The 17732-nt window shown below is 50.9% G+C and carries 20 protein-coding genes; 2 read left to right on the forward strand and 18 right to left on the reverse strand.

Annotated elements, in window-relative coordinates:
* Positions 1–178: 178 nt before the first annotated feature.
* Complete coding sequence (locus tag DCCM_RS17480) at positions 179–541, forward strand: hypothetical protein (RefSeq protein WP_104373677.1); 363 nt, start codon at positions 179–181, stop codon at positions 539–541.
* A 104-nt stretch (positions 542–645) separates the two neighbouring features.
* On the opposite strand, the gene DCCM_RS17485 is transcribed toward DCCM_RS17480, so the two are convergent.
* The 8 genes from DCCM_RS17485 to murA form a co-directional block, all read right to left on the reverse strand.
* Complete coding sequence (locus DCCM_RS17485) at positions 646–1236, reverse strand: TetR/AcrR family transcriptional regulator (RefSeq protein WP_165792240.1); 591 nt, start codon at positions 1234–1236, stop codon at positions 646–648.
* A 98-nt stretch (positions 1237–1334) separates the two neighbouring features.
* Positions 1335–2417, reverse strand: a complete 1083-nt coding sequence (locus tag DCCM_RS17490) for a stalk domain-containing protein (protein WP_104373679.1) — start codon at positions 2415–2417, stop codon at positions 1335–1337.
* 259 nt (positions 2418–2676) lie between these two features.
* The gene (locus tag DCCM_RS17495; protein ID WP_231702839.1) at positions 2677–3822 is read right to left on the reverse strand and encodes an ABC transporter permease; all 1146 of its coding nucleotides are present in this window, start codon (positions 3820–3822) and stop codon (positions 2677–2679) included.
* A 15-nt stretch (positions 3823–3837) separates the two neighbouring features.
* Positions 3838–4842, reverse strand: coding sequence for an HlyD family secretion protein (locus DCCM_RS17500; protein ID WP_104373681.1), 1005 nt, complete (start codon positions 4840–4842; stop codon positions 3838–3840).
* 230 nt (positions 4843–5072) lie between these two features.
* A complete protein-coding gene (gene mreB, locus DCCM_RS17505; protein ID WP_104373682.1) occupies positions 5073–6125 on the reverse strand; it encodes a rod shape-determining protein MreB in 1053 nt (350 codons plus the stop codon).
* A gap of 147 nt (positions 6126–6272) precedes the next feature.
* Positions 6273–6524 carry a sporulation transcriptional regulator SpoIIID gene (gene spoIIID / locus DCCM_RS17510; protein ID WP_104373683.1) on the reverse strand — a complete coding sequence of 84 codons (252 nt, stop codon included), beginning with the start codon at positions 6522–6524 and terminating at the stop codon, positions 6273–6275.
* Positions 6525–6747: 223 nt separating this feature from the next.
* Positions 6748–7710, reverse strand: coding sequence for a stage II sporulation protein D (spoIID, locus tag DCCM_RS17515; RefSeq protein WP_104373684.1), 963 nt, complete (start codon positions 7708–7710; stop codon positions 6748–6750).
* Positions 7711–7750: 40 nt separating this feature from the next.
* On the reverse strand, positions 7751–9010 hold the full coding sequence (murA, locus tag DCCM_RS17520; protein ID WP_104373685.1) for a UDP-N-acetylglucosamine 1-carboxyvinyltransferase: 1260 nt from the start codon (positions 9008–9010) through the stop codon (positions 7751–7753).
* A 265-nt stretch (positions 9011–9275) separates the two neighbouring features.
* On the opposite strand from murA, the gene DCCM_RS17525 reads away from it, so the two are divergent.
* Positions 9276–10052 (forward strand): transposase, encoded by a 777-nt coding sequence (locus tag DCCM_RS17525; protein WP_104373686.1) that lies wholly within the window; start codon positions 9276–9278, stop codon positions 10050–10052.
* 140 nt (positions 10053–10192) lie between these two features.
* On the opposite strand, the gene DCCM_RS17530 is transcribed toward DCCM_RS17525, so the two are convergent.
* From DCCM_RS17530 to DCCM_RS17575, 10 genes are all read right to left on the reverse strand, one after another.
* Positions 10193–10594: a F0F1 ATP synthase subunit epsilon gene (locus tag DCCM_RS17530; protein WP_104373687.1), complete on the reverse strand. Its 402-nt coding sequence runs from the start codon at positions 10592–10594 to the stop codon at positions 10193–10195.
* A gap of 3 nt (positions 10595–10597) precedes the next feature.
* Entirely contained in the window at positions 10598–12001 is a 1404-nt protein-coding gene (gene atpD, locus DCCM_RS17535; protein WP_104373688.1) for a F0F1 ATP synthase subunit beta, read from the reverse strand.
* Positions 12002–12033: 32 nt separating this feature from the next.
* Positions 12034–12891 (reverse strand): ATP synthase F1 subunit gamma, encoded by an 858-nt coding sequence (gene atpG / locus DCCM_RS17540; RefSeq protein ID WP_104373689.1) that lies wholly within the window; start codon positions 12889–12891, stop codon positions 12034–12036.
* A gap of 47 nt (positions 12892–12938) precedes the next feature.
* Positions 12939–14465, reverse strand: a complete 1527-nt coding sequence (gene atpA, locus DCCM_RS17545; protein ID WP_104373690.1) for a F0F1 ATP synthase subunit alpha — start codon at positions 14463–14465, stop codon at positions 12939–12941.
* A 37-nt stretch (positions 14466–14502) separates the two neighbouring features.
* Positions 14503–15045 (reverse strand): F0F1 ATP synthase subunit delta, encoded by a 543-nt coding sequence (locus tag DCCM_RS17550; protein ID WP_104373691.1) that lies wholly within the window; start codon positions 15043–15045, stop codon positions 14503–14505.
* Positions 15039–15545 (reverse strand): F0F1 ATP synthase subunit B, encoded by a 507-nt coding sequence (gene atpF / locus DCCM_RS17555; RefSeq protein WP_174705179.1) that lies wholly within the window; start codon positions 15543–15545, stop codon positions 15039–15041. Before atpF ends, DCCM_RS17550 begins: the two co-directional genes overlap by 7 nt.
* A gap of 205 nt (positions 15546–15750) precedes the next feature.
* Positions 15751–15984, reverse strand: a complete 234-nt coding sequence (gene atpE / locus DCCM_RS17560; RefSeq protein WP_104373692.1) for a F0F1 ATP synthase subunit C — start codon at positions 15982–15984, stop codon at positions 15751–15753.
* A 105-nt stretch (positions 15985–16089) separates the two neighbouring features.
* A complete protein-coding gene (gene atpB, locus DCCM_RS17565; protein WP_104373693.1) occupies positions 16090–16824 on the reverse strand; it encodes a F0F1 ATP synthase subunit A in 735 nt (244 codons plus the stop codon).
* A gap of 113 nt (positions 16825–16937) precedes the next feature.
* Positions 16938–17369 carry an ATP synthase subunit I gene (locus tag DCCM_RS17570; RefSeq protein ID WP_104373694.1) on the reverse strand — a complete coding sequence of 144 codons (432 nt, stop codon included), beginning with the start codon at positions 17367–17369 and terminating at the stop codon, positions 16938–16940.
* 84 nt (positions 17370–17453) lie between these two features.
* Positions 17454–17690 (reverse strand): AtpZ/AtpI family protein, encoded by a 237-nt coding sequence (locus tag DCCM_RS17575; RefSeq protein WP_104373695.1) that lies wholly within the window; start codon positions 17688–17690, stop codon positions 17454–17456.
* Positions 17691–17732: the final 42 nt, after the last annotated feature.

Raw genomic sequence — 17732 nt, forward strand, 5'->3', positions numbered from 1 at the left:
TATTTGTACTGACCGGTCAGATTACTTTACGGCGCCATGCAATATCATGAAAATCAGTCATAAATGATATTTTTGCGCATATATAACCATATTTGCTATTTTACTAATCCAGTAACATGATTTATATTATATATACTGACTGGTCAGTCTACAAACTTCTCCAAGGAGGGAACAATTAATGAAGAAGAAAGTTATTGCCCTGGCCACGGCCGCCCTGGTTTTTGTTTCGTCCGGCGCCGCCATGGCGGCACCGAGCGCCTATCATATTGACAGTGACGGTTTCGTGGTATGGGACGAACCCCAAAGCGTGAACACGGTGAACCCTGTAACCCAATCCACCTATGCCATCGACCCGGATGGCTTCGTGGTTTGGAAAAACCAGAAGACTGAACCGGCTGCCCCGGGTTCCCAGCCCGCTTACAAAATGGACGCCGATGGATTTGTGGTGTTGGAAAATCAGCAGGCCAAGGTAATTAGCGGCAATTTCTTTCCTTCCTACACTATAGACAAGGATGGTTTCATTGTCTGGGACGCCGAATAACCGTGCTGATTGTCACTTAATCAGATTTTTATTTCAAATAAAAACCACTCCCGATGTTTTGGTATCAGGAGTGGTTTTTTATTATTATTCTATTTAGGGTAATGCTAAACCTCCAGCAAACCATGAAAAATTAATTTGCAAATATTGTCTTTTACCACATCCATGGAAAGCTCTCCGTAAACCTGCAGGTAATGGATGGCCACGGTGAAAATCATGCCGAAAATTGACGAGGCGCATATTTCAGCATTGAGGTCCCCGGCAAATGCCCCGGCCCTTTGCCCTTCCTCCAATACGTTCTGAATTAATTTTTGGTAGCTCTTGGTGGCCTCCCTGAAAAAATCCCTGCGATTATGATCCCCGAACAACTCCCTGAGGAATATATAGGCAATCCCCGCATAATCATGCATGAACAGAAGGTAGCTTTCAATCAGCGCGACAATTTTTTCCCTGGAATCGGTGTGCTGACCGATTGCTTCCCTGGCCATTATTTCAAGTATGCTGATTCCCAACTGGGTGGTGCAAAGATATAATTCATCCTTATTTTTAAAGTGATAGTATATGGTTCCCTTGGCCACACCCATTGCCTGGGCCACTTCGTCCATGGTGGTGGAGTGGTACCCCTTGGAAGAGAATATATCAACGGCGATTTTAAATTTTTCCCGGTCTTTGTTTAAAAAGTCCGTTCCCTTGCTCATTGCAGTCATCCTTAAATGAATTTCTATTCATTTTAGCATGAGTTTCAGAAATTTTAAATATCTTTATTTTATCCACTCATTTCTGTTTAATCCGGAAATCAATTGAAATCAAAGGTATCCAGCAAACTGGTATGCTCGTCATAAAAACTGAGGGTGATCTCTTCAATATCCACATCTTCATCTTCAAATTCCTCGACTATATCATCGTATACGTCTTCAGCACCGCTTCTTATGGTGCTGCTGCTAAGCTCCTCCCAGAGGTCGGAGGCGTCGTCGTCCTCAGCGTCCAGTGCTATTACCGCGTGGTCGCTGCTGGAGTAGTAGTGGGCGTCGGACACGTTAAAATCAATGTTACCCACCCTGTAGCTATTACCTATCAAATCGTCACAGACGTCATCGCCGTCCGAATCCGAGTCCGAATTTCCCCGGTAGTCCTCGTCCCTGTAGTCCACCTCCAGGGAGTCATCCCCTTCTTTACTAAACTTCACCAGGGTATCGTCACTGTCGCTGTCTATTATTTTGCCGCTCACTTCGGTATCGTCGGAAAATTCATCCTGTATGTCGTTCACAATGCTGTTAATAAAGCTTCTAATTTGCGAGTCGCTTAAATCCGCCCATTCATCCTCGTCGTCCCCCAGGTCCACCTCTATTTCCACATCCACGTCGTCTTCGTCACCGCTGAGCTCGATGGAGTCCACGGATACTCTTCCAATTTTATCGTAATCGTCATTAAGGTCGTCTTCAAGGTCGCTTAAATCTTCATCATCATCATCATCGTAATAATAATCGTCGTCCTCGTCATCATCCTGCAGATTGGCCACCTGGGTCTTCAGGGTCTGAATCTCCTGGTCCTTCTGGGTGATCTGACTTTTAAGTTTTGCTATCTCCTGATCCTTTTGTAAGGCCTGCTGCTTGAAGTTGTTCGAAACCATTACGGTTTTGGTGGGGGCAACCCAGGTAACCGTGCAGCCCAGGGCCTCAGCCACTGCCCTGATCGATAAAAAGGTGCTCCCGTCGATAATGAATGGCTCCTGGTTTGGCTGATAGGTTATAGGCATGCCGTCCACGGTAATTTTTAAATTTTCATATGAAGCCTTTAGCTGTTTGGTGCCCACCGTTGCTTCAGCGGCCCCGGCGATGAAAACCATGCACAAGGCCAGGAGCAATGCAATTTTTTTCACTTTAAACCATCATCTCCTAAAATTTTTTTTTGGCTAATACGCCTCCTAAAATTAGGACGAATTAAACCCGGAAAATGTTGCACAAAATATTGCTTTTGGATAAATTTTTCAAGGAATACGCTAATGACACATTCTACCGGAGTAAATAAACCTCCTGCTTTGAGCCGAAGGTTATTTGCAATTTTTTCATTACTCCGGGAAAGGCGCGTCCCCCGGGCGCCTGTGGCGGATGGAGGGATACCGCCGGTTAACCGGTTTATTAACGGCACTGCCGGCGGAAAAGTAAAATGCCCAGGGGCAAAAATACCGCGTTCATCAAGGCCAGGGTCAATATATCCCCCTTCATCACGCCCAGTCCGATATTCATCAGCGCTATATCCCTGAGATTGGAGCAAAAATAGGTCAGCGGCAATATGGCCGATATGGCTTTAATTATTCCGGGCATGGAATCGACGGGCCAGGTGTAGCCGGAAAAAAGAAACGACGGCAGGGCAACCAGCATGGAGTACTGGGTGGCCTCAAGCTCTGTTTTGGAAACCACCGACAGGAATATTCCGACGGCCAGTATAGCCCCGATGAATAAAAGCTCCAGGATTAACAGATTTAATATGCTGCCGTTAAAGGGTATTTTAAATACAAATACACAAATGGCCAGCACCATATTCAAACTGGCCAGATTCGCTGCCAGGTATGTCAGAACCTTTCCCGCCACCAGCTCAAGGGGGGATATCCCCCGGTCCAGCAATTCCCTGACCGCCCCCGATGTTTTCTCCCGGACAATGGCCACCGCGATGTAAAGCAGGGTGACCTGCTGCACCGCCGTCGCCAAAAGCCCCAGAATTAAAAAGTTGGCGTAGTTAAAGGTGGGATTATACCATATGCGCAGGGCGTACTCCACCGGTTGGGCCGTGTGGTAGGCTGACTCCGGAAGCAGCCCCTTTCCTTCCAGGGCCGCCACCGCGGCCCCGCCGGATATGGTGCCCACTATTTCGTTGGCGGAACTCAGCACCGCGTTGCTGTAAAGCATGTTGGTTCCGTTAACGATAACCAGTACCTTTGTTGATTTTCCTTTCTTTATTTCCCTGCTGAAATCAGGGGGAATAACCACCGCCGCCTGTACCTCCCTGGACTCTATCATTTTTTTCAGCTGCGCCTCGCTGTCCGCGGCGGCCACCACGTTAAAACGGTCGGAGTCCTCAAAGGCCCGGATTACCGACCGGCTGGCGGAGGTGTTGCTTTGATCCCACACCGCTGTTTTGATATGCAGTACAATGTGCTCGCCGTACATAATGTTGAACAGGGTTAGCCCCAGCAGGGGAAAGGCGAATATGATGAACAGCAGCTTTTTGTCGCCGGAAATGTATTTTAATTCTCTTTTACAAATATACGCGATGTTTTTTATCACTTTTATCTCCCCACCTTAATTAAAACTTACCGACAGTTCCATTCCCGGCAAAAGGCGGGGGTCGTTCACCTTTATTTTCACATTGTAGGTGATTACGTCTTTCTCTCCACGGTCGTTGGTGCTCCGGTGGGTGGCAAAATTGGGCTTTTGGGATATTTCAATTATTTCCCCGGTGTATTTATGCTGGCCCAGGGTCAGGGCCGACTTTTGTTTGACTTTTAGATCCTGTACAATTTCCTGGCTTGCCTTTACGTTGACCCAGTTGTCGCCAAAATCGGATATGGTCATCAGGGGCATCCCAACTGACACCAGCTCGCCCTTTTCCACGATTATTTCCGATACCGTGCCTTCAATGGGGCTTTTAATAACCGACTCGTCCAGGCTCACCCGGACTTCCTCCAGCGCCGCCTTTGCCTGTTCGTATTTGGCCGCAGCCATGTTAACGGCGTCGTTTCCGGCATCCACCTGCAGCCTGTTTGCCCGGGCGGTCAGCAAGGCGGCCTCCGCCTGCCCCACGGCGGCCCGGGCGGCGTCGGACCTTGCCTTGGCCTCATCATACTGCTGCTCCGATACGGCCTTTTCCTGGTACAGCTTTTCCAGCCGCCCCCTGGTTTCTTCCAGAATGCCGGCCTCGGAGCCGGCTTTTTCAAGGGTTGCCTCGGCCTGTTTCACCGCCGCCTGGCTTAAGCCCTCCTGCAGCCTTACCGTTGTCCTGGCCTGCTCCAGCTGCGCCTTGGCGGCGCTGACCTGGGCAATCAGTTCTTTTTCTTTTGCCTCCAAATCGGCGGTGTCCAGCCGGGCCAGCACCTGGCCCGGCTTTACCCTGTGGCCCTCCGCGACAGTTACTTCCACCACCCTGCCGGGGATTTTACTGTTTACGTCCACCTCTTTATTCTCAACTGTTCCGGTGGGCAAGCCATTTGCGTCCACCTTGCCGGCGCACCCGGAAAGGGGCGTTATTGCGAGGAAAAGCAGCAGCAGCAGGTTGGCATAAATATTTTTCTTGTTCTTAATAGACATAATTATCACACCTCTTTATACTGACTGGTCAGTATTAAAAGTAATACAGCCCCTGTTTTTCCACAACCCCCAAAAAATGAATTAATTATGATAAATCTTAACTTATCTTTCATTTTCTGCCCGGCAATTGCCTTTTGCTTAGATTTTTAAAAACAAAAAGCCGGGGGATTCCCGGCTTTTGAACAGGAGAAAGCAAACCTATTAAACTGCCCTGCTGCAAAAAGCGGCTGTTAACCGCCTATGGAGGAAAGTTTTTTGTGATATCCTTTAATTGACCGGGTCGCTTCCTTGGAATTGGCCAGTATGTTGATCATTCCCAGGGCGCGCCCGGTGCCCATGGCCACGCAGGAGAGAGGATCCTCCGCCAGGTTCACCGCCAGGCCGGTTTCGTGGCTGATCAGCCTGTCCAGTCCCTGGAGTAGGGCGCCCCCTCCGGTCATGACTATCCCCTTGTTAACTATATCCGCGGCCAGTTCCGGAGGGGTGCGCTCCAGCACTTCCTTAACCGCTCCCACCACCGACTCCAGGGTTTCCTTGATGGCGTCGTGCACCAGGTTGCTGGTGATGTTAACCGCCCGGGGTAGGCCCGAGAGCAGGTCCCGGCCTTTTATTTCATAGGTTTTTATGGAGGAGCCGTTGGGGTAGGCGGTGCCTATTTCAATTTTTATTTCTTCTCCGGTTCGCTCACCCACGGCCATGCTGAATTCCCTGCGGACGTAGCGGACTATGGCCTCGTCAAACTTGTCCCCGCCCACCCTTAGCGATTTGCTGGTTACTATGCCGCCCAGGGAAAGTACGGCCACATCGGTGGTGCCGCCGCCTATGTCCACCACCATGGTGCCGGAGGGCTCGGATATGTCCAGTCCGGCCCCAAGGGCGGCGGCCAGCGGCTCCTCTATGACATACGCGGCCTTTGCCCCCGCCTGTATGGCGGCCTGGCGCACGGCCCTTTCCTCCACCCCGGTCACGCCGGAGGGTATGCACACCATTATCCTGGGACGGCTTAAAAATTTCCTTAAACCGGATTTGGTTATAAAATAACGCAGCATTTTCTCCGTAACGTCGTAATCGGCTATGACCCCTTCCTTTAAAGGCCTTATGGCAACAATATTGCCCGGGGTCCGTCCCAGCATTCTGCGGGCTTCCGCCCCCACCGCTATAACCTTGCCGTTATCTTTATTGATGGCCACCACCGAGGGTTCCCTCAGCACTATGCCCCTTCCCTTGACGTATACCAGTACATTCGCAGTACCGAGGTCAACACCTATATCCGTGGTAAACATAAAAGATTTTCCCCTTTCCCTTCCTCTGTCAGCAGTCCGAACCGTGCCGTACGATTAAAGTAGGGCGTGGCAACTCGAACCGCGCATAAAGACATTTGGTGGAAATATTCTACAAATTAAGGGAAAATCCTTTGTCTAAATTTTTCATTAAGCCAATTCTTTGTATTTTTTTCTGGTGGCTTCGCCGCCCCGCAGGTGACGCTCCGCCTTGTTATGCTCAAGAACATTTTTAACATCCCGGGCCAGTTCCTTATTCAAAGATGGCAGCCGCTCCGTCATATCTTTGTGTACGGTGCTTTTACTGACGTTAAACACCTGTGCGGCCTGCCGCACCGTGGATTGTGTATCCAGGATATACGCGCAGATATCCAGCACGCGTTTTTGTATATATTCCTGCATCGGCTTACCCCCTTCTTGGCGGTCCTGAAGGAGGATTCAGCGAGCATACCGGGTTATAACTGGTCATCGGCTTTTCCCTCCCCGTCAATAACTACTAAAATGTATATGCCGGGCTTCGGGATAAATACCCCGGTGAAAAGCAAATACCGCCTTTGATAAAGCGGTATTTAAAGGAAATTAAGGCCGGCGCGGCTTCCGGGCATTATTGGCCTTTCGCCCGGGGCTACTGTTTTATTATGTCCGCCCCGGTATAGTAATGCCTGATTATCTCCCGGTAGTCCTTGCCCTTCAGGGCCATGCCCTTGGCCCCGTACTGGCACATTCCCACGGCGTGGCCGTAGCCCAGGGTCTCCACTTTCAGCCCGCCGTTTTCCTCTGTGAGTTTGAAATTGGTGGAACGCAGTCCCAGGTAATCCCTGAAGGTGGAGGCCGAAATATTTTCGCCGTTAACTTTTAAAGTTTTGGGCCTGCCGGTTTGTGTTTTCTCAATTATTTCTATTTCAGGCAGTTTGTAGCCTCCGGTGGAAACGGGAACAGCTTCTTTTTCCAGCCGCAGCGCCTTTAGAACATCACCGGCGCCGATAAACACTGTTCTTTCAGGCTCGGGATCGGCGTCATAGGGGCAGGCCACGGCTTTCAGGTAGGGAATGTCAAAGCGCCATACGTCCACCGCGTTTTCCGTGCCGGCTCCACCGCAGGAGGAATGGTAAACCGGGTCTATAAGCGACCCCTGGTAGGTTATGACCTCGCCCCCGGTGGCTTTCACTGCGCTGCTGATTTTCAGGTAATATTCGTAGTAACCCAGGGTACCCCAGCGTTTTTTCATTTCCTGGGCGGATATCCAGGCCTGGAAGTGCCTGGGGTCGTCGCAGGCCACCGCCCCCGGGTGCACCGGATTGCTCAGTTCCCCCGGCCCCATGCGTTTCAGCACATAGGTCCGGGCCGCCACGGCCTGGGCTTTAAGAGCCTCCATGGGAAAAGCCGCCGGCATTTCCGCCGCCACCACTCCCACCAGGTACTCCTCCAGGGGAATGTTCACCACCCTGTTTTCCCGGTGCAGGTAAAGGCTGACCTGGGTGCCGGACTGGCTGATCCTGGCCGGGCTGAACCAGTTTATGGCCGCGGGTATTCCCAGTATCAGCAATAGCAGCAGTGCTATGGAAATAATAATGGTTTTTTTAAACATAAAAATATCCTTTCCCTTAAAAAGGGCGCTTGTCCTATGTTTATGCGTCTTCGATCCTGTTTATTCCAGCCCCCAGGGATTTTATTTTATCCACAAAGGATTCATAGCCCCGGTCAATGTGGTATATATTGGACACCTCGGTTTCCCCCCTGGCGGCCAGGCCCGCCAGCACCAGCGCGGCCCCGGCTCTCAGGTCCGGGGCCTTGACCCTGGCCCCGGTGAGATGTTTCACCCCCTGCACAATGGCGGTGCGCCCGATGACTTTGACCTTTGCCCCCATTCTTTTCAGTTCGTTCACATGCATGAAGCGATTTTCAAAAACTGTTTCTGTAATGATGCTGGCCCCTCCCTTGGACACCGACATCAGTGTCATGAATTGGGGCTGCATATCCGTGGGGAAACCGGGGTAAGGCATTGTTTTAATATCAGCCGGCCTAATAATGTCCGGAGCGGCCACCCTGGCGGTGGTTTCCCCCCTCTCCACGTACACCCCGGCCTCCTGGAGTTTCGCCAGCACCGGGGTTATGTGATCGCAGATGACGTTTTCCACGGTTATGTCCCCGCCGCTGATGGCGGCGGCTATCATGAAGGTGCCGGCCTCAATGCGATCCGGAATCACATTGTATATGGCGCCCCGCAGCTCATCCACCCCGTCTATCCTGACTACCTTTGTTCCCGCGCCCTTGACCCTGGCCCCCATGGCGTTTAAAAAGTTTGCCAGGTCCACCACCTCCGGCTCCTCGGCGGCGTTCTCTATCACCGTCCTGCCCCTGGCCATTGAGGCGGCCATGATCAGGTTTTCCGTGGCCCCTACGCTGGGAAAGTCCAGGTATATCCTTGAGCCGCTTAACTTTTTGGCCCTGGCCTCAATATATCCGTGGCCCTGAATTATTTCCGCCCCCAGAAGGCAAAACCCCTTAAGGTGCAAGTCTATCGGCCTGCTGCCTATGGCGCACCCCCCGGGCAGGGCTATCCTGGCCCTGCCGCTTCTGGCCAGAAGCGGCCCCATCACCAGAAAGGAAGCCCTCATCCTGCGCACAAAATCGTAGGGCGCCTCGGTCTGGCCGATCTCCGGAACATGTATTTTTAATCCCTGGCCCTCTTTTTTCACCCTGGCTCCCAGGTATTCAATAACTGAACAGATAGTTTCCACGTCTGCCAGGGCCGGGACCTCTTCCAGAAAGCAGGGGGTTTTGGCCAGCAGCGTGGCCGCTATCACCGGCAGCACCGCGTTTTTCGCCGGGCTGACTTTTACCCTGCCGTATAATCTATTTCCGCCTGTAATTACAAGCCTGTCCAATAATAAGGTCTCCTTTCAAACAGGGACACTTATTTTTAGTGTTGACAGATTATGCATGGATTAAAACTTTTATTACCAAAAACATAGATAACAGATAACACGGGGACGGTTCTGGTGTTATGGAAAACCATAACACCAGAACCGTCCCCGTGTTATCATTCGTTATCAACCCTTTGAGGTATTTTTTTTGAATAACATTGAAATGTTTTGTTGTCATTATTTACTATATTGTGATATATTATGGAAAATTGCAGGGGGTTTTATCATGCCGCGACAGGCCCGGGAAAAAAGTCGCACTGGAATTTACCATGTAATGTCCAGGGGGATAAACGGGCAGGAAATCTTTAACGATGATAAAGATAGACTAAAATATTTAGAAACTCTTTATCGTGAAAAACTTGAGAAAAGTATAGAGATTTATGGCTATTGTCTTATGGGAAACCATTTGCACTTGCTTGTAAAAGAAGATGAAAAGGGTCTCGGAGCAGTTATGAAGAAAATAGGAACCAGGTATGCCAGATGGTATAACTGGAAGTATAAACGCAGAGGTTATGTATTTCAGGATCGATACAGAAGTGAATGTGTGAATGACGATGCATATCTATTAACGGTTATCAGATATATTCACCTTAATCCCACAAGGGCATATCTTGTTAATAAACCTGAATCATGGAAATGGAGTAGCTGTGGCGCCTATTACGGTATGCAGGAATACCCTTCGAATCTTACTGAAACTGCTTTAATCCTTGGTATATTCTCAGCTGACAGAAATGCTGCCGTATCAAAATTTATGAAATACATGGAAGAGGCAAACTCCGATAAATGCCTCGAACATGAGGAGATTCAGCGAAAAACAGATGAACAAGTGCGGGAAGAAATTTTACGATTAATGCAGTGCCAACAAATTCAAAACATACAAAGCATGTCAAAGGAAGCGCGCAACAATCTATTGCGTGATGTTAAAGCCATTGAAGGAACAACCTACAGGCAGCTTGCCCGTATACTGGGGATTTCCACGTACAATATTGTTAAAGCCAAGTAACAAAAGCCGTGATAAATTGTTTAAAGCATTGGGAAGAGCTGTGTTAATGTTGCATAACATTGGAACCGTCCCCGTGTTATTAAGTCAAAAGCCGGTATGCTTGAACATACCGGCTTTTTATACTGATTTCTTTAAGTTGCTTACTGCAGTGCCTTTAGCCTGTTCAGGGCGCGTTGCAGTGCTATTTCAGCCCGCAGTACGTCCACGTCGGCTGATTTTGTGGCCAGGCGCTGCTCGGCCCTGGCCTTGGCAGCCTCGGCCCTGGAGCGGTCAATCTGCTCCGCGCGCTCCGCGGAGTCGGCCAGCACGGTGACCCTGCTGCTGCGCACTTCCACAAATCCTCCGCTAACAGCCATTTTGAAGGTTTTGCCTTCCTGCTGAACCTTCATTACGCCGATTTTCAGGCCGCTCATGAGGGGAGCGTGATCAGGCAGGATACCCAGTTCCCCAACCACGCCGGGGACCACTACGAAGCGCACGTCTTCGCTGTATACTTTTCTCTCGGGAGTGACAACTTCCAGGCGTTGATTTTTTTCCGCCATGTCTTATACACTTCCCTCTGCCAGCTGTTTTCCTTTCTCCACCGCTTCTTCGATGACACCCACCATATAGAAGGCATCTTCGGGCAGGTTATCATGCTTGCCTTCAAGGATTTCACTGAAACCGCGAATTGTTTCCTTGAGCGACATGTATTTTCCGGACCTGCCGGTGAAGTTTTCAGCCACGAAAAAGGGCTGAGACAGGTACTTCTGTAATTTTCTGGCCCTGGCCACGGTAAGTTTATCCTCGTCGGAAAGTTCTTCCATACCCAGAATGGCGATGATGTCCTGTAATTCCTTGTAGCGCTGCAGAACTGTCTGCACGCCCCGGGCTACCTTATAGTGCTCTTCGCCAACCACGTTGGGGTCAAGAATCCTTGAACTGGAGTCCAGCGGGTCCACCGCCGGATAGATGCCCAAGTCGGAAATCTGACGGGAAAGCACCACGGTGCCGTCCAAGTGGGCAAAGGTGGTAGCCGGAGCCGGGTCGGTCAGGTCGTCGGCAGGCACGTAAACGGCCTGCACGGAGGTAACCGAACCCTTCTTGGTGGATGTAATCCGCTCCTGCATCTGGCCCATTTCAGTGGCCAGGGTAGGCTGATAACCCACGGCGCTGGGCATCCGGCCCAACAGCGCGGACACCTCGGAACCAGCCTGAGTGAAACGGAAGATGTTGTCAATAAACAGCAGGGTATCTGAACCAAGCTCATCACGGAAATACTCTGCCATGCACAAGCCTGTGAGCACCACCCGGAGACGGGCTCCCGGCGGTTCGTTCATCTGGCCGAACACCATGGTGATTTTGTCCAGAACGCCTGACTCGGACATTTCACGATAAAGGTCGTTACCCTCGCGGGTACGCTCGCCCACACCGGCGAACACTGAGATACCGCCGTGCTGCTTGGCGATGTTGTTGATCAGCTCTTGCACAATAACGGTCTTGCCCACGCCGGCGCCGCCAAACATGCCCACCTTACCCCCTTTAAGAAAGGGTACCAGCAAGTCGATAACCTTAATGCCGGTTTCCAACTGCTCGTCTTTGGTGGACTGCTCCACCAGCGGGGGAGCAGGACGGTGAATGGGATAAGTGCTTTCGCCCTTTATTTCACCAGTCATGTCAATGGGTTCGCCAAGCACGTCCACCAGGCGGCCCAGAACAGACTTACCAACGGGAACGGTGATGGGTTTTCCGGTATCAGCGACTTCCATGCCCCGCACCAGACCGTCGGTGGCGGACATGGCAACGGTACGAACACTGTTGTTGCCCAGGTGCAGGGCCACTTCCAGGGTCAGCGGCTCCTGGTCGGGTCTGGACACCTTCAAGGCGTTATAAATCTCAGGTACTTCGCCGGGTGGAAAACGAACGTCCACCACAACGCCGATGACCTGAACTATATGACCAACGCTCATTAGCTAATTCCTACCTCCTTCGCCTTCAATCATTACTCCAGTGCTGCGGCGCCACCCACAATTTCGGAAATCTCCTTGGTGATGGCATCCTGACGAATACGGTTCATGGTCAGGGTAAGCTTGGTAATCATTTCCGAAGCATTCTTGGTGGCATTGTCCATCGCTGTCATCTGTGCGCTGTAAAAACCGGCCTTGGATTCCAGCATGCCCTGGAATACGGTGTTGACAACATATTTGGGCAGCAGCGCGCTCATTACTTCCTCTGCCGAAGGCTCATAGATGTATTCCACCAGTTTTTTATCATCCCCTGCTTCGGCCTTGGGAGGCTCAGCAGGCAGCAGTTTCACTGAAAGCGGTTTTTGCACCAGCACGTTGACAAACTCGCTATATACCACGTATACGACGTCAAATTCACCTGAGGAGTATTTTTGAATAATGTAATCCCCTATTTCCTTGGCCTGGCCGGCGCTAACTGCTTCACCCAGCCCCACGTATTGCTGTACGATGTTGTAACCGCGCTTGCGGAAAAAATCGCGACCCTTGCGCCCGATACAAACCAGGCTTGCGTTCGGATGTTCTTTCAACTCCTGCATCGCCTTGCGGATGACGTTGGCGTTGAAACCGCCACACAGGCCACGGTCGGCGGTGATAACCACGATAGCCACACTGTTAGGTTCACGTACTTCCAGCAGGGGATGCTTAACGCCCCTGGTGGCCGAGCCTACACGGCCAAGAACATCAATCAGCCTTTTGGCATAAGGCCTGGCAGCGACAACCGAATCCTGGGCCCGGCGCATTCTACCAGCCGATACGGCTTTCATGGCCTTGGTGATCTGCTGGATATTTTTAATACTCTTTATACGGCGCCTCAGGTCTCGTATATTCGCCATTTATTTTCTCACCACCTCGCCGTTAAATAACGGTATAACAGGCAAAATTACTTTGCAAACATGTCCTTGAATTCCTTGATAGCGGCCTTAAGCTTTTCTTCCGTGTCCTTGCCAATTTCTCCGGAATCAGCAATGGCTTTGCCTATCTCGGGCTTGTTGGCCTTCATGAATTTCAGGAAATCCGATTCAAATTTCAGCACTTTGTCTACCGCAATGTCGTCAAGGAAGCCCTTGGAGGCGGTATATAAAGACATAACCTGGTCCTCAACGGACATGGGCACGTACTGTCCCTGCTTCAGGAGTTCCATCATGCGCTCGCCTCTGGTAAGACGTGCCTGGGTAGCTTTGTCCAGGTCGGAACCAAACTGCGCGAATGCCGCCAGCTCACGGTACTGGGCCAGGTCAATGCGCAGACCGCCGGCCACCTGTTTCATACCTTTAATCTGGGCCGCGCCACCCACCCGGGAAACGGAAATACCCACGTTAACGGCGGGACGCTGACCGGCGTAGAACAGGTCGGGCTCCAGGAAAATCTGACCGTCGGTGATGGAAATAACGTTAGTTGGGATATAGGCCGAAACGTCACCGGCCTGGGTTTCAATAACCGGCAGAGCGGTCATGGAGCCCGCGCCTTCAGCGTCGGACAGCTTGCAGGCACGCTCCAGGAGCCGGGAGTGCAGGTTAAATACGTCACCGGGATAAGCTTCACGTCCGGGAGGACGCCTCAACAGCAGTGAAAGCTCGCGGTAAGCGGCAGCCTGCTTGGACAGGTCATCGTAAACGATGAGCACGTGTTTGCCCTGGTGCATGAACTCCTCGCCCATGGCGGCGCCGGCGAAGGGAGCCACAAAGAGCAGGGGAGCGGGGTCGGAAGCCGTAGCCGACACCACGATGGTGTAATCCATGGAGCCGGTATCGGTTAATCTTTGCACCACGTTGGCCACGGTGGACTGCTTCTGACCCACCGCCACGTAGATACAAATAACGTCTTTACCTTTTTGGTTGATGATGGCATCAATACCAATGGCGGTTTTACCGGTCTGGCGGTCACCGAGGATTAATTCCCGCTGGCCGCGGCCGATGGGAATCATGGCGTCGATGGATTTCAAACCGGTCTGCAGGGGCTGGTGAACGGGCTTACGTTTCATAACGCCCGGGGCGATACGCTCAACGGGACGGAATTTGTCAGTGACAATGGCTCCCTTACCATCCAATGGACGGCCCAGGGGGCTAACCACGCGGCCCAGCAAGGCGTCGCCTACGGGCACGGAAATAATCCGGCCAGTACGCTTGACGGTGTCGCCCTCTTTAATATGAGTGTAGGCACCCATCAAAACGCAACCGATATTGTCTTCTTCCAGGTTCAGCGCCATACCCAGGGTCGGCTCCTCGCCGGGGCCGGGTGCGGGGAACTCTATAAGTTCCATAGACATGCATTTCTCCAGGCCATAGACCCGGGCAATACCGTCACCTACCTGGATAACGGTGCCCACGTCCGCCATTTCGATTTGCGCTTTATATTTATCTATCTGCTGCCTGATAATAGTACTGATCTCTTCAGGACGCAAATTCATGCTTCTGGCTCACCCCTATCCGTTAAACTTTGGTTAACTAACTTATTAACCTCAAATGTTCCCTCATAGCGGCCAGACGGGTACGGATGCTGCCGTCGATAACCCGGTCACCGATACGCACCACCACGCCGCCGATAAGTGAGGGATCCACAGAAAAGTCAGTAACGACTTTTTTACCGGTTATCTTGCCGAGCATGGCCTCAAGATCCGCCTTTTCCTTGTTGTTAAGCTCCACTGCCGAGGCTATCCCGGCAGCGGTGATATTGCGGTCGGCATTGGCCTTGTCGACAAAATAATCCACTATATCGGAAAGGAACTGCTCCCGCTGGCGCTCCACCAGCAGTTTAAGAAACTCAAAGGTGACCTCGGATATTTTGCCTGCAAAAAGCTCCTTTAAAAGGTCTTTCTTCTCTTCGGCGGTTATCCTGGGATGATAGAGTATCTTCTGGAGATCCTTGTCATCCTTGATCATCTGGTCGATTGCTTTAAGTTCCTGCTCAACCACATCCACTTTATCATCGCGCTTGGCCAATTCATATAATGCCTCGGCATAGCGCCCGCCTACTGCTCCCCTTAACATGGCAGATCCCCTGCCTCTTTAATAAATTCCCGCACCATATCGTGCTGGACATCGTCTGTAATCTTTTTGCTGACCACTTTGTTGGCGACCAGTATGGAAAGTGTAACCACCTGCTCGCGCAATTCTGCAACCGCTTTCTCCTTCTCCCGCTCTATCTCAGCCAGAGCGGAATCTTTAATCCGCGCGGACTCAGCCTTGGCAGCCTCTAAAATCTGCTGGGCCTGAGCTTCGCCGGCTTTGGTGGCCTGTTGAATAATAGCCTGGGCTTCTTCCTTGCTCTTCTGCATTTCCGCAAGATAGCTTTGGCGCAGCGCCTCGGCCTCTTTTCTTTCATTTTCGGCTGCGGTTACGTTGTCGGCAATGGCTTTTTGCCTTTGCTCCAGAACGTTGACGATTGGCTTGTAAACCACAACCCGAAGAAAGATTAAAAGAACTATAAAGTTAAAAATTTGTGCCACCAGTGTCGCGTTTAAACCTAACGCACTAATAACTGCTTCCATGAGGCTTCTCTACCCCTCCTTCCTTGCCTGTGGAGAAAGTTTCAATCCCCCTCTATACGGTAAAACCGTTTAGAAGCGACAGTAGCCTGTTACGCCTCGCTTTACTATTCAGAAAAAGGATTGCGGTAGCGGGCCCTGGCAAAACCGTGACAAAACCCGCTACCATTTGACCAAGCCACCTCTTTGCGAGATGTCAAACGAGTTACTAGCCAATTTTACCCATGAGAATGAATGCTATAACAACAGCGATAATAGGAAGAGCTTCGATCAGACCGACGGAGATGAACATAGTAACCATCAGGTTACCTCTCAGTTCCGGCTGGCGTGCGATACCTTCAACGGTTCTACCGGTTACGAGACCGTCACCGATACCAGCGCCGATGGAAGCCAGACCCACTGCCAGAGCAGTGCCGATCATTGCAGCACCTGCATTATCCATACATTTCCCCTCCCTTCGTAAAATCTAAATTCTTTAGATGGTGGCACTTCTCGAAAATCGGTGTTCGAATTTCGAGATTCGAACAAACACTATTTATACGAATAATTAGTGGTGTTCCGCTGTTTGCTGGCTGATATAGGCAATGGTAAGCATGGTAAAGATGAATGCCTGGATAAAGCCTACAAAGATACTGAATGCCAGCCAGATGACAGATGCCAGGAAGCCGCCCATAAGCGTAACCGTCAGGCTGAACAGACCCAGCAGAACGGCTATAAGCACTTCACCGGCGTATATGTTCCCGTAAATACGGAAAGCCAGCGTGATGGGCTTGGACAATTCCTCGATAATGGTCAGGGGAAGGAAGAACGGCACCGGCTCCAAAAAGTGCTTGAAGTAGCTTAAACCCTTGTACTTAAGGCCGATAACCTGTACCAGCAGGAAAACCATCAGCGCCATGCCCAGGGTGGTGTTAATATCCGCCGTGGGCGACATCATGGTAGGTATCAGTCCCCACAGGTTGCTGAAGAGGAGGAACAGGAAAAGAGTAAAAAGAAGACAAACCATTCCCGCGCCCTTTCTGTAGTCTATGTTGTCATAGACCAGGCCGCGTATGAACAGGAACATCTCCTCCACCATCAACTGCAGCTTGCCCGGCTTGTTCACCTTCATGGCCCTGGTGGCAGCCACTGTAAACAGCGCCGCAAGGATCATTATCACCCAGGTCATAACCAGTGTTTTGACGTTAACGTCACCTATGGGAGTAGGTACCACCCCGTGGTGCCCAAGATGAAGAAAACCCCAAAAATCCAAATCCTCATGGACTTCTTCTAAACCTCTCATACTTCTTTTCTCACCCCTTTCCGTAAAAAAATTATTTTATTTTTATATAAAACATTTATTTACGGATTTACGCCCTGCCGGGCAAAAACCGGCGCGGATTGTCCGCACCGCAATTATTCGCTGTAATACTTTCTTATAAATTCACCGGACTGGCGGTATAGAGTAACGGTCTCAATCATTGACAGGATGATGGAAATGCAGGAGGGTATCAAAAGTCCCGCTCCCACGCCGAAAAGGCTCACAAAGGGCAGCTTGCTGACCAGGAAAAAGAGCACTATCATGATCAGGCCCAGACGCATGGTCAGGCCTCTCTTCATATGCTTTTTGGCGGCGTCGGGAAGAAGCTCGGGAAGCTTTTTTATTCTTTTGGTAAGGGTGATGGAGTTGAAAATACCCACGGCCAGGCCGATAACCATGCCGTAAAGGAGGCTGTCGCCGGGGTATAAAATTAAGGCCAGGCAGAGTCCGATCATGATGAAACCGGCATACTTAAGGGTGTTCCTTAAATGATTATCCAGTTCGGGAACAGTCATTGGGCCGAACATGGGCTGCCTCCTTTATCGGTCATCAGTCGTCGGACGTCAGACATGGAAATATTCTTCTTAAATGACTTCTCCGGGGTCAAATTACTAGTTGTCTTTCCAAAAGCGCTGGAGGGTGTTTACTATACCCCAGATGCCGGCGGCAACCCCCAACAGTATTCCTGCCACCATAATCCAGGGACCGGTGCCTAATTGTTTGTCCAGCAGCCCGCCGCCGTAAAACCCCAGGGTTACGGTAACGGCCATCTCCGCACCTATGATGGTGGTTATTGATATGGCCTGCAGGAATCCGCCGCCTTTTGGTTTGGAATCGTTTTCTTTCATAATTAATAAGTTTCTTTAATATCAGATTTATTAAGCACAGGT

The organism is Desulfocucumis palustris (genome assembly GCF_002933875.1).
Classification (GTDB): Bacteria; Bacillota; Desulfotomaculia; order Desulfotomaculales; family Desulfocucumaceae; genus Desulfocucumis; species Desulfocucumis palustris.

Bases quoted from the DNA above. Each gene is read 5' to 3' on its own strand.
- spoIID (WP_104373684.1), bottom strand. From the start codon at position 7,710: ATGTTTAAAAAAACCATTATTATTTCCATAGCACTGCTGCTATTGCTG.
- DCCM_RS17480 (WP_104373677.1), top strand. From the start codon at position 179: ATGAAGAAGAAAGTTATTGCCCTGGCCACGGCCGCCCTGGTTTTTGTT.
- mreB (WP_104373682.1), bottom strand. From the start codon at position 6,125: ATGTTTACCACGGATATAGGTGTTGACCTCGGTACTGCGAATGTACTG.
- atpF (WP_174705179.1), bottom strand. From the start codon at position 15,545: ATGGAAGCAGTTATTAGTGCGTTAGGTTTAAACGCGACACTGGTGGCA.
- spoIIID (WP_104373683.1), bottom strand. From the start codon at position 6,524: ATGCAGGAATATATACAAAAACGCGTGCTGGATATCTGCGCGTATATC.
- atpG (WP_104373689.1), bottom strand. From the start codon at position 12,891: ATGGCGAATATACGAGACCTGAGGCGCCGTATAAAGAGTATTAAAAAT.
- atpE (WP_104373692.1), bottom strand. From the start codon at position 15,984: ATGGATAATGCAGGTGCTGCAATGATCGGCACTGCTCTGGCAGTGGGT.
- atpB (WP_104373693.1), bottom strand. From the start codon at position 16,824: ATGAGAGGTTTAGAAGAAGTCCATGAGGATTTGGATTTTTGGGGTTTT.
- atpD (WP_104373688.1), bottom strand. From the start codon at position 12,001: ATGAGCGTTGGTCATATAGTTCAGGTCATCGGCGTTGTGGTGGACGTT.
- DCCM_RS17530 (WP_104373687.1), bottom strand. From the start codon at position 10,594: ATGGCGGAAAAAAATCAACGCCTGGAAGTTGTCACTCCCGAGAGAAAA.
- atpA (WP_104373690.1), bottom strand. From the start codon at position 14,465: ATGAATTTGCGTCCTGAAGAGATCAGTACTATTATCAGGCAGCAGATA.
- DCCM_RS17500 (WP_104373681.1), bottom strand. From the start codon at position 4,842: ATGTCTATTAAGAACAAGAAAAATATTTATGCCAACCTGCTGCTGCTG.
- DCCM_RS17550 (WP_104373691.1), bottom strand. From the start codon at position 15,045: ATGTTAAGGGGAGCAGTAGGCGGGCGCTATGCCGAGGCATTATATGAA.
- DCCM_RS17525 (WP_104373686.1), top strand. From the start codon at position 9,276: ATGCCGCGACAGGCCCGGGAAAAAAGTCGCACTGGAATTTACCATGTA.
- DCCM_RS17485 (WP_165792240.1), bottom strand. From the start codon at position 1,236: ATGAGCAAGGGAACGGACTTTTTAAACAAAGACCGGGAAAAATTTAAA.
- DCCM_RS17570 (WP_104373694.1), bottom strand. From the start codon at position 17,369: ATGTTCGGCCCAATGACTGTTCCCGAACTGGATAATCATTTAAGGAAC.
- DCCM_RS17575 (WP_104373695.1), bottom strand. From the start codon at position 17,690: ATGAAAGAAAACGATTCCAAACCAAAAGGCGGCGGATTCCTGCAGGCC.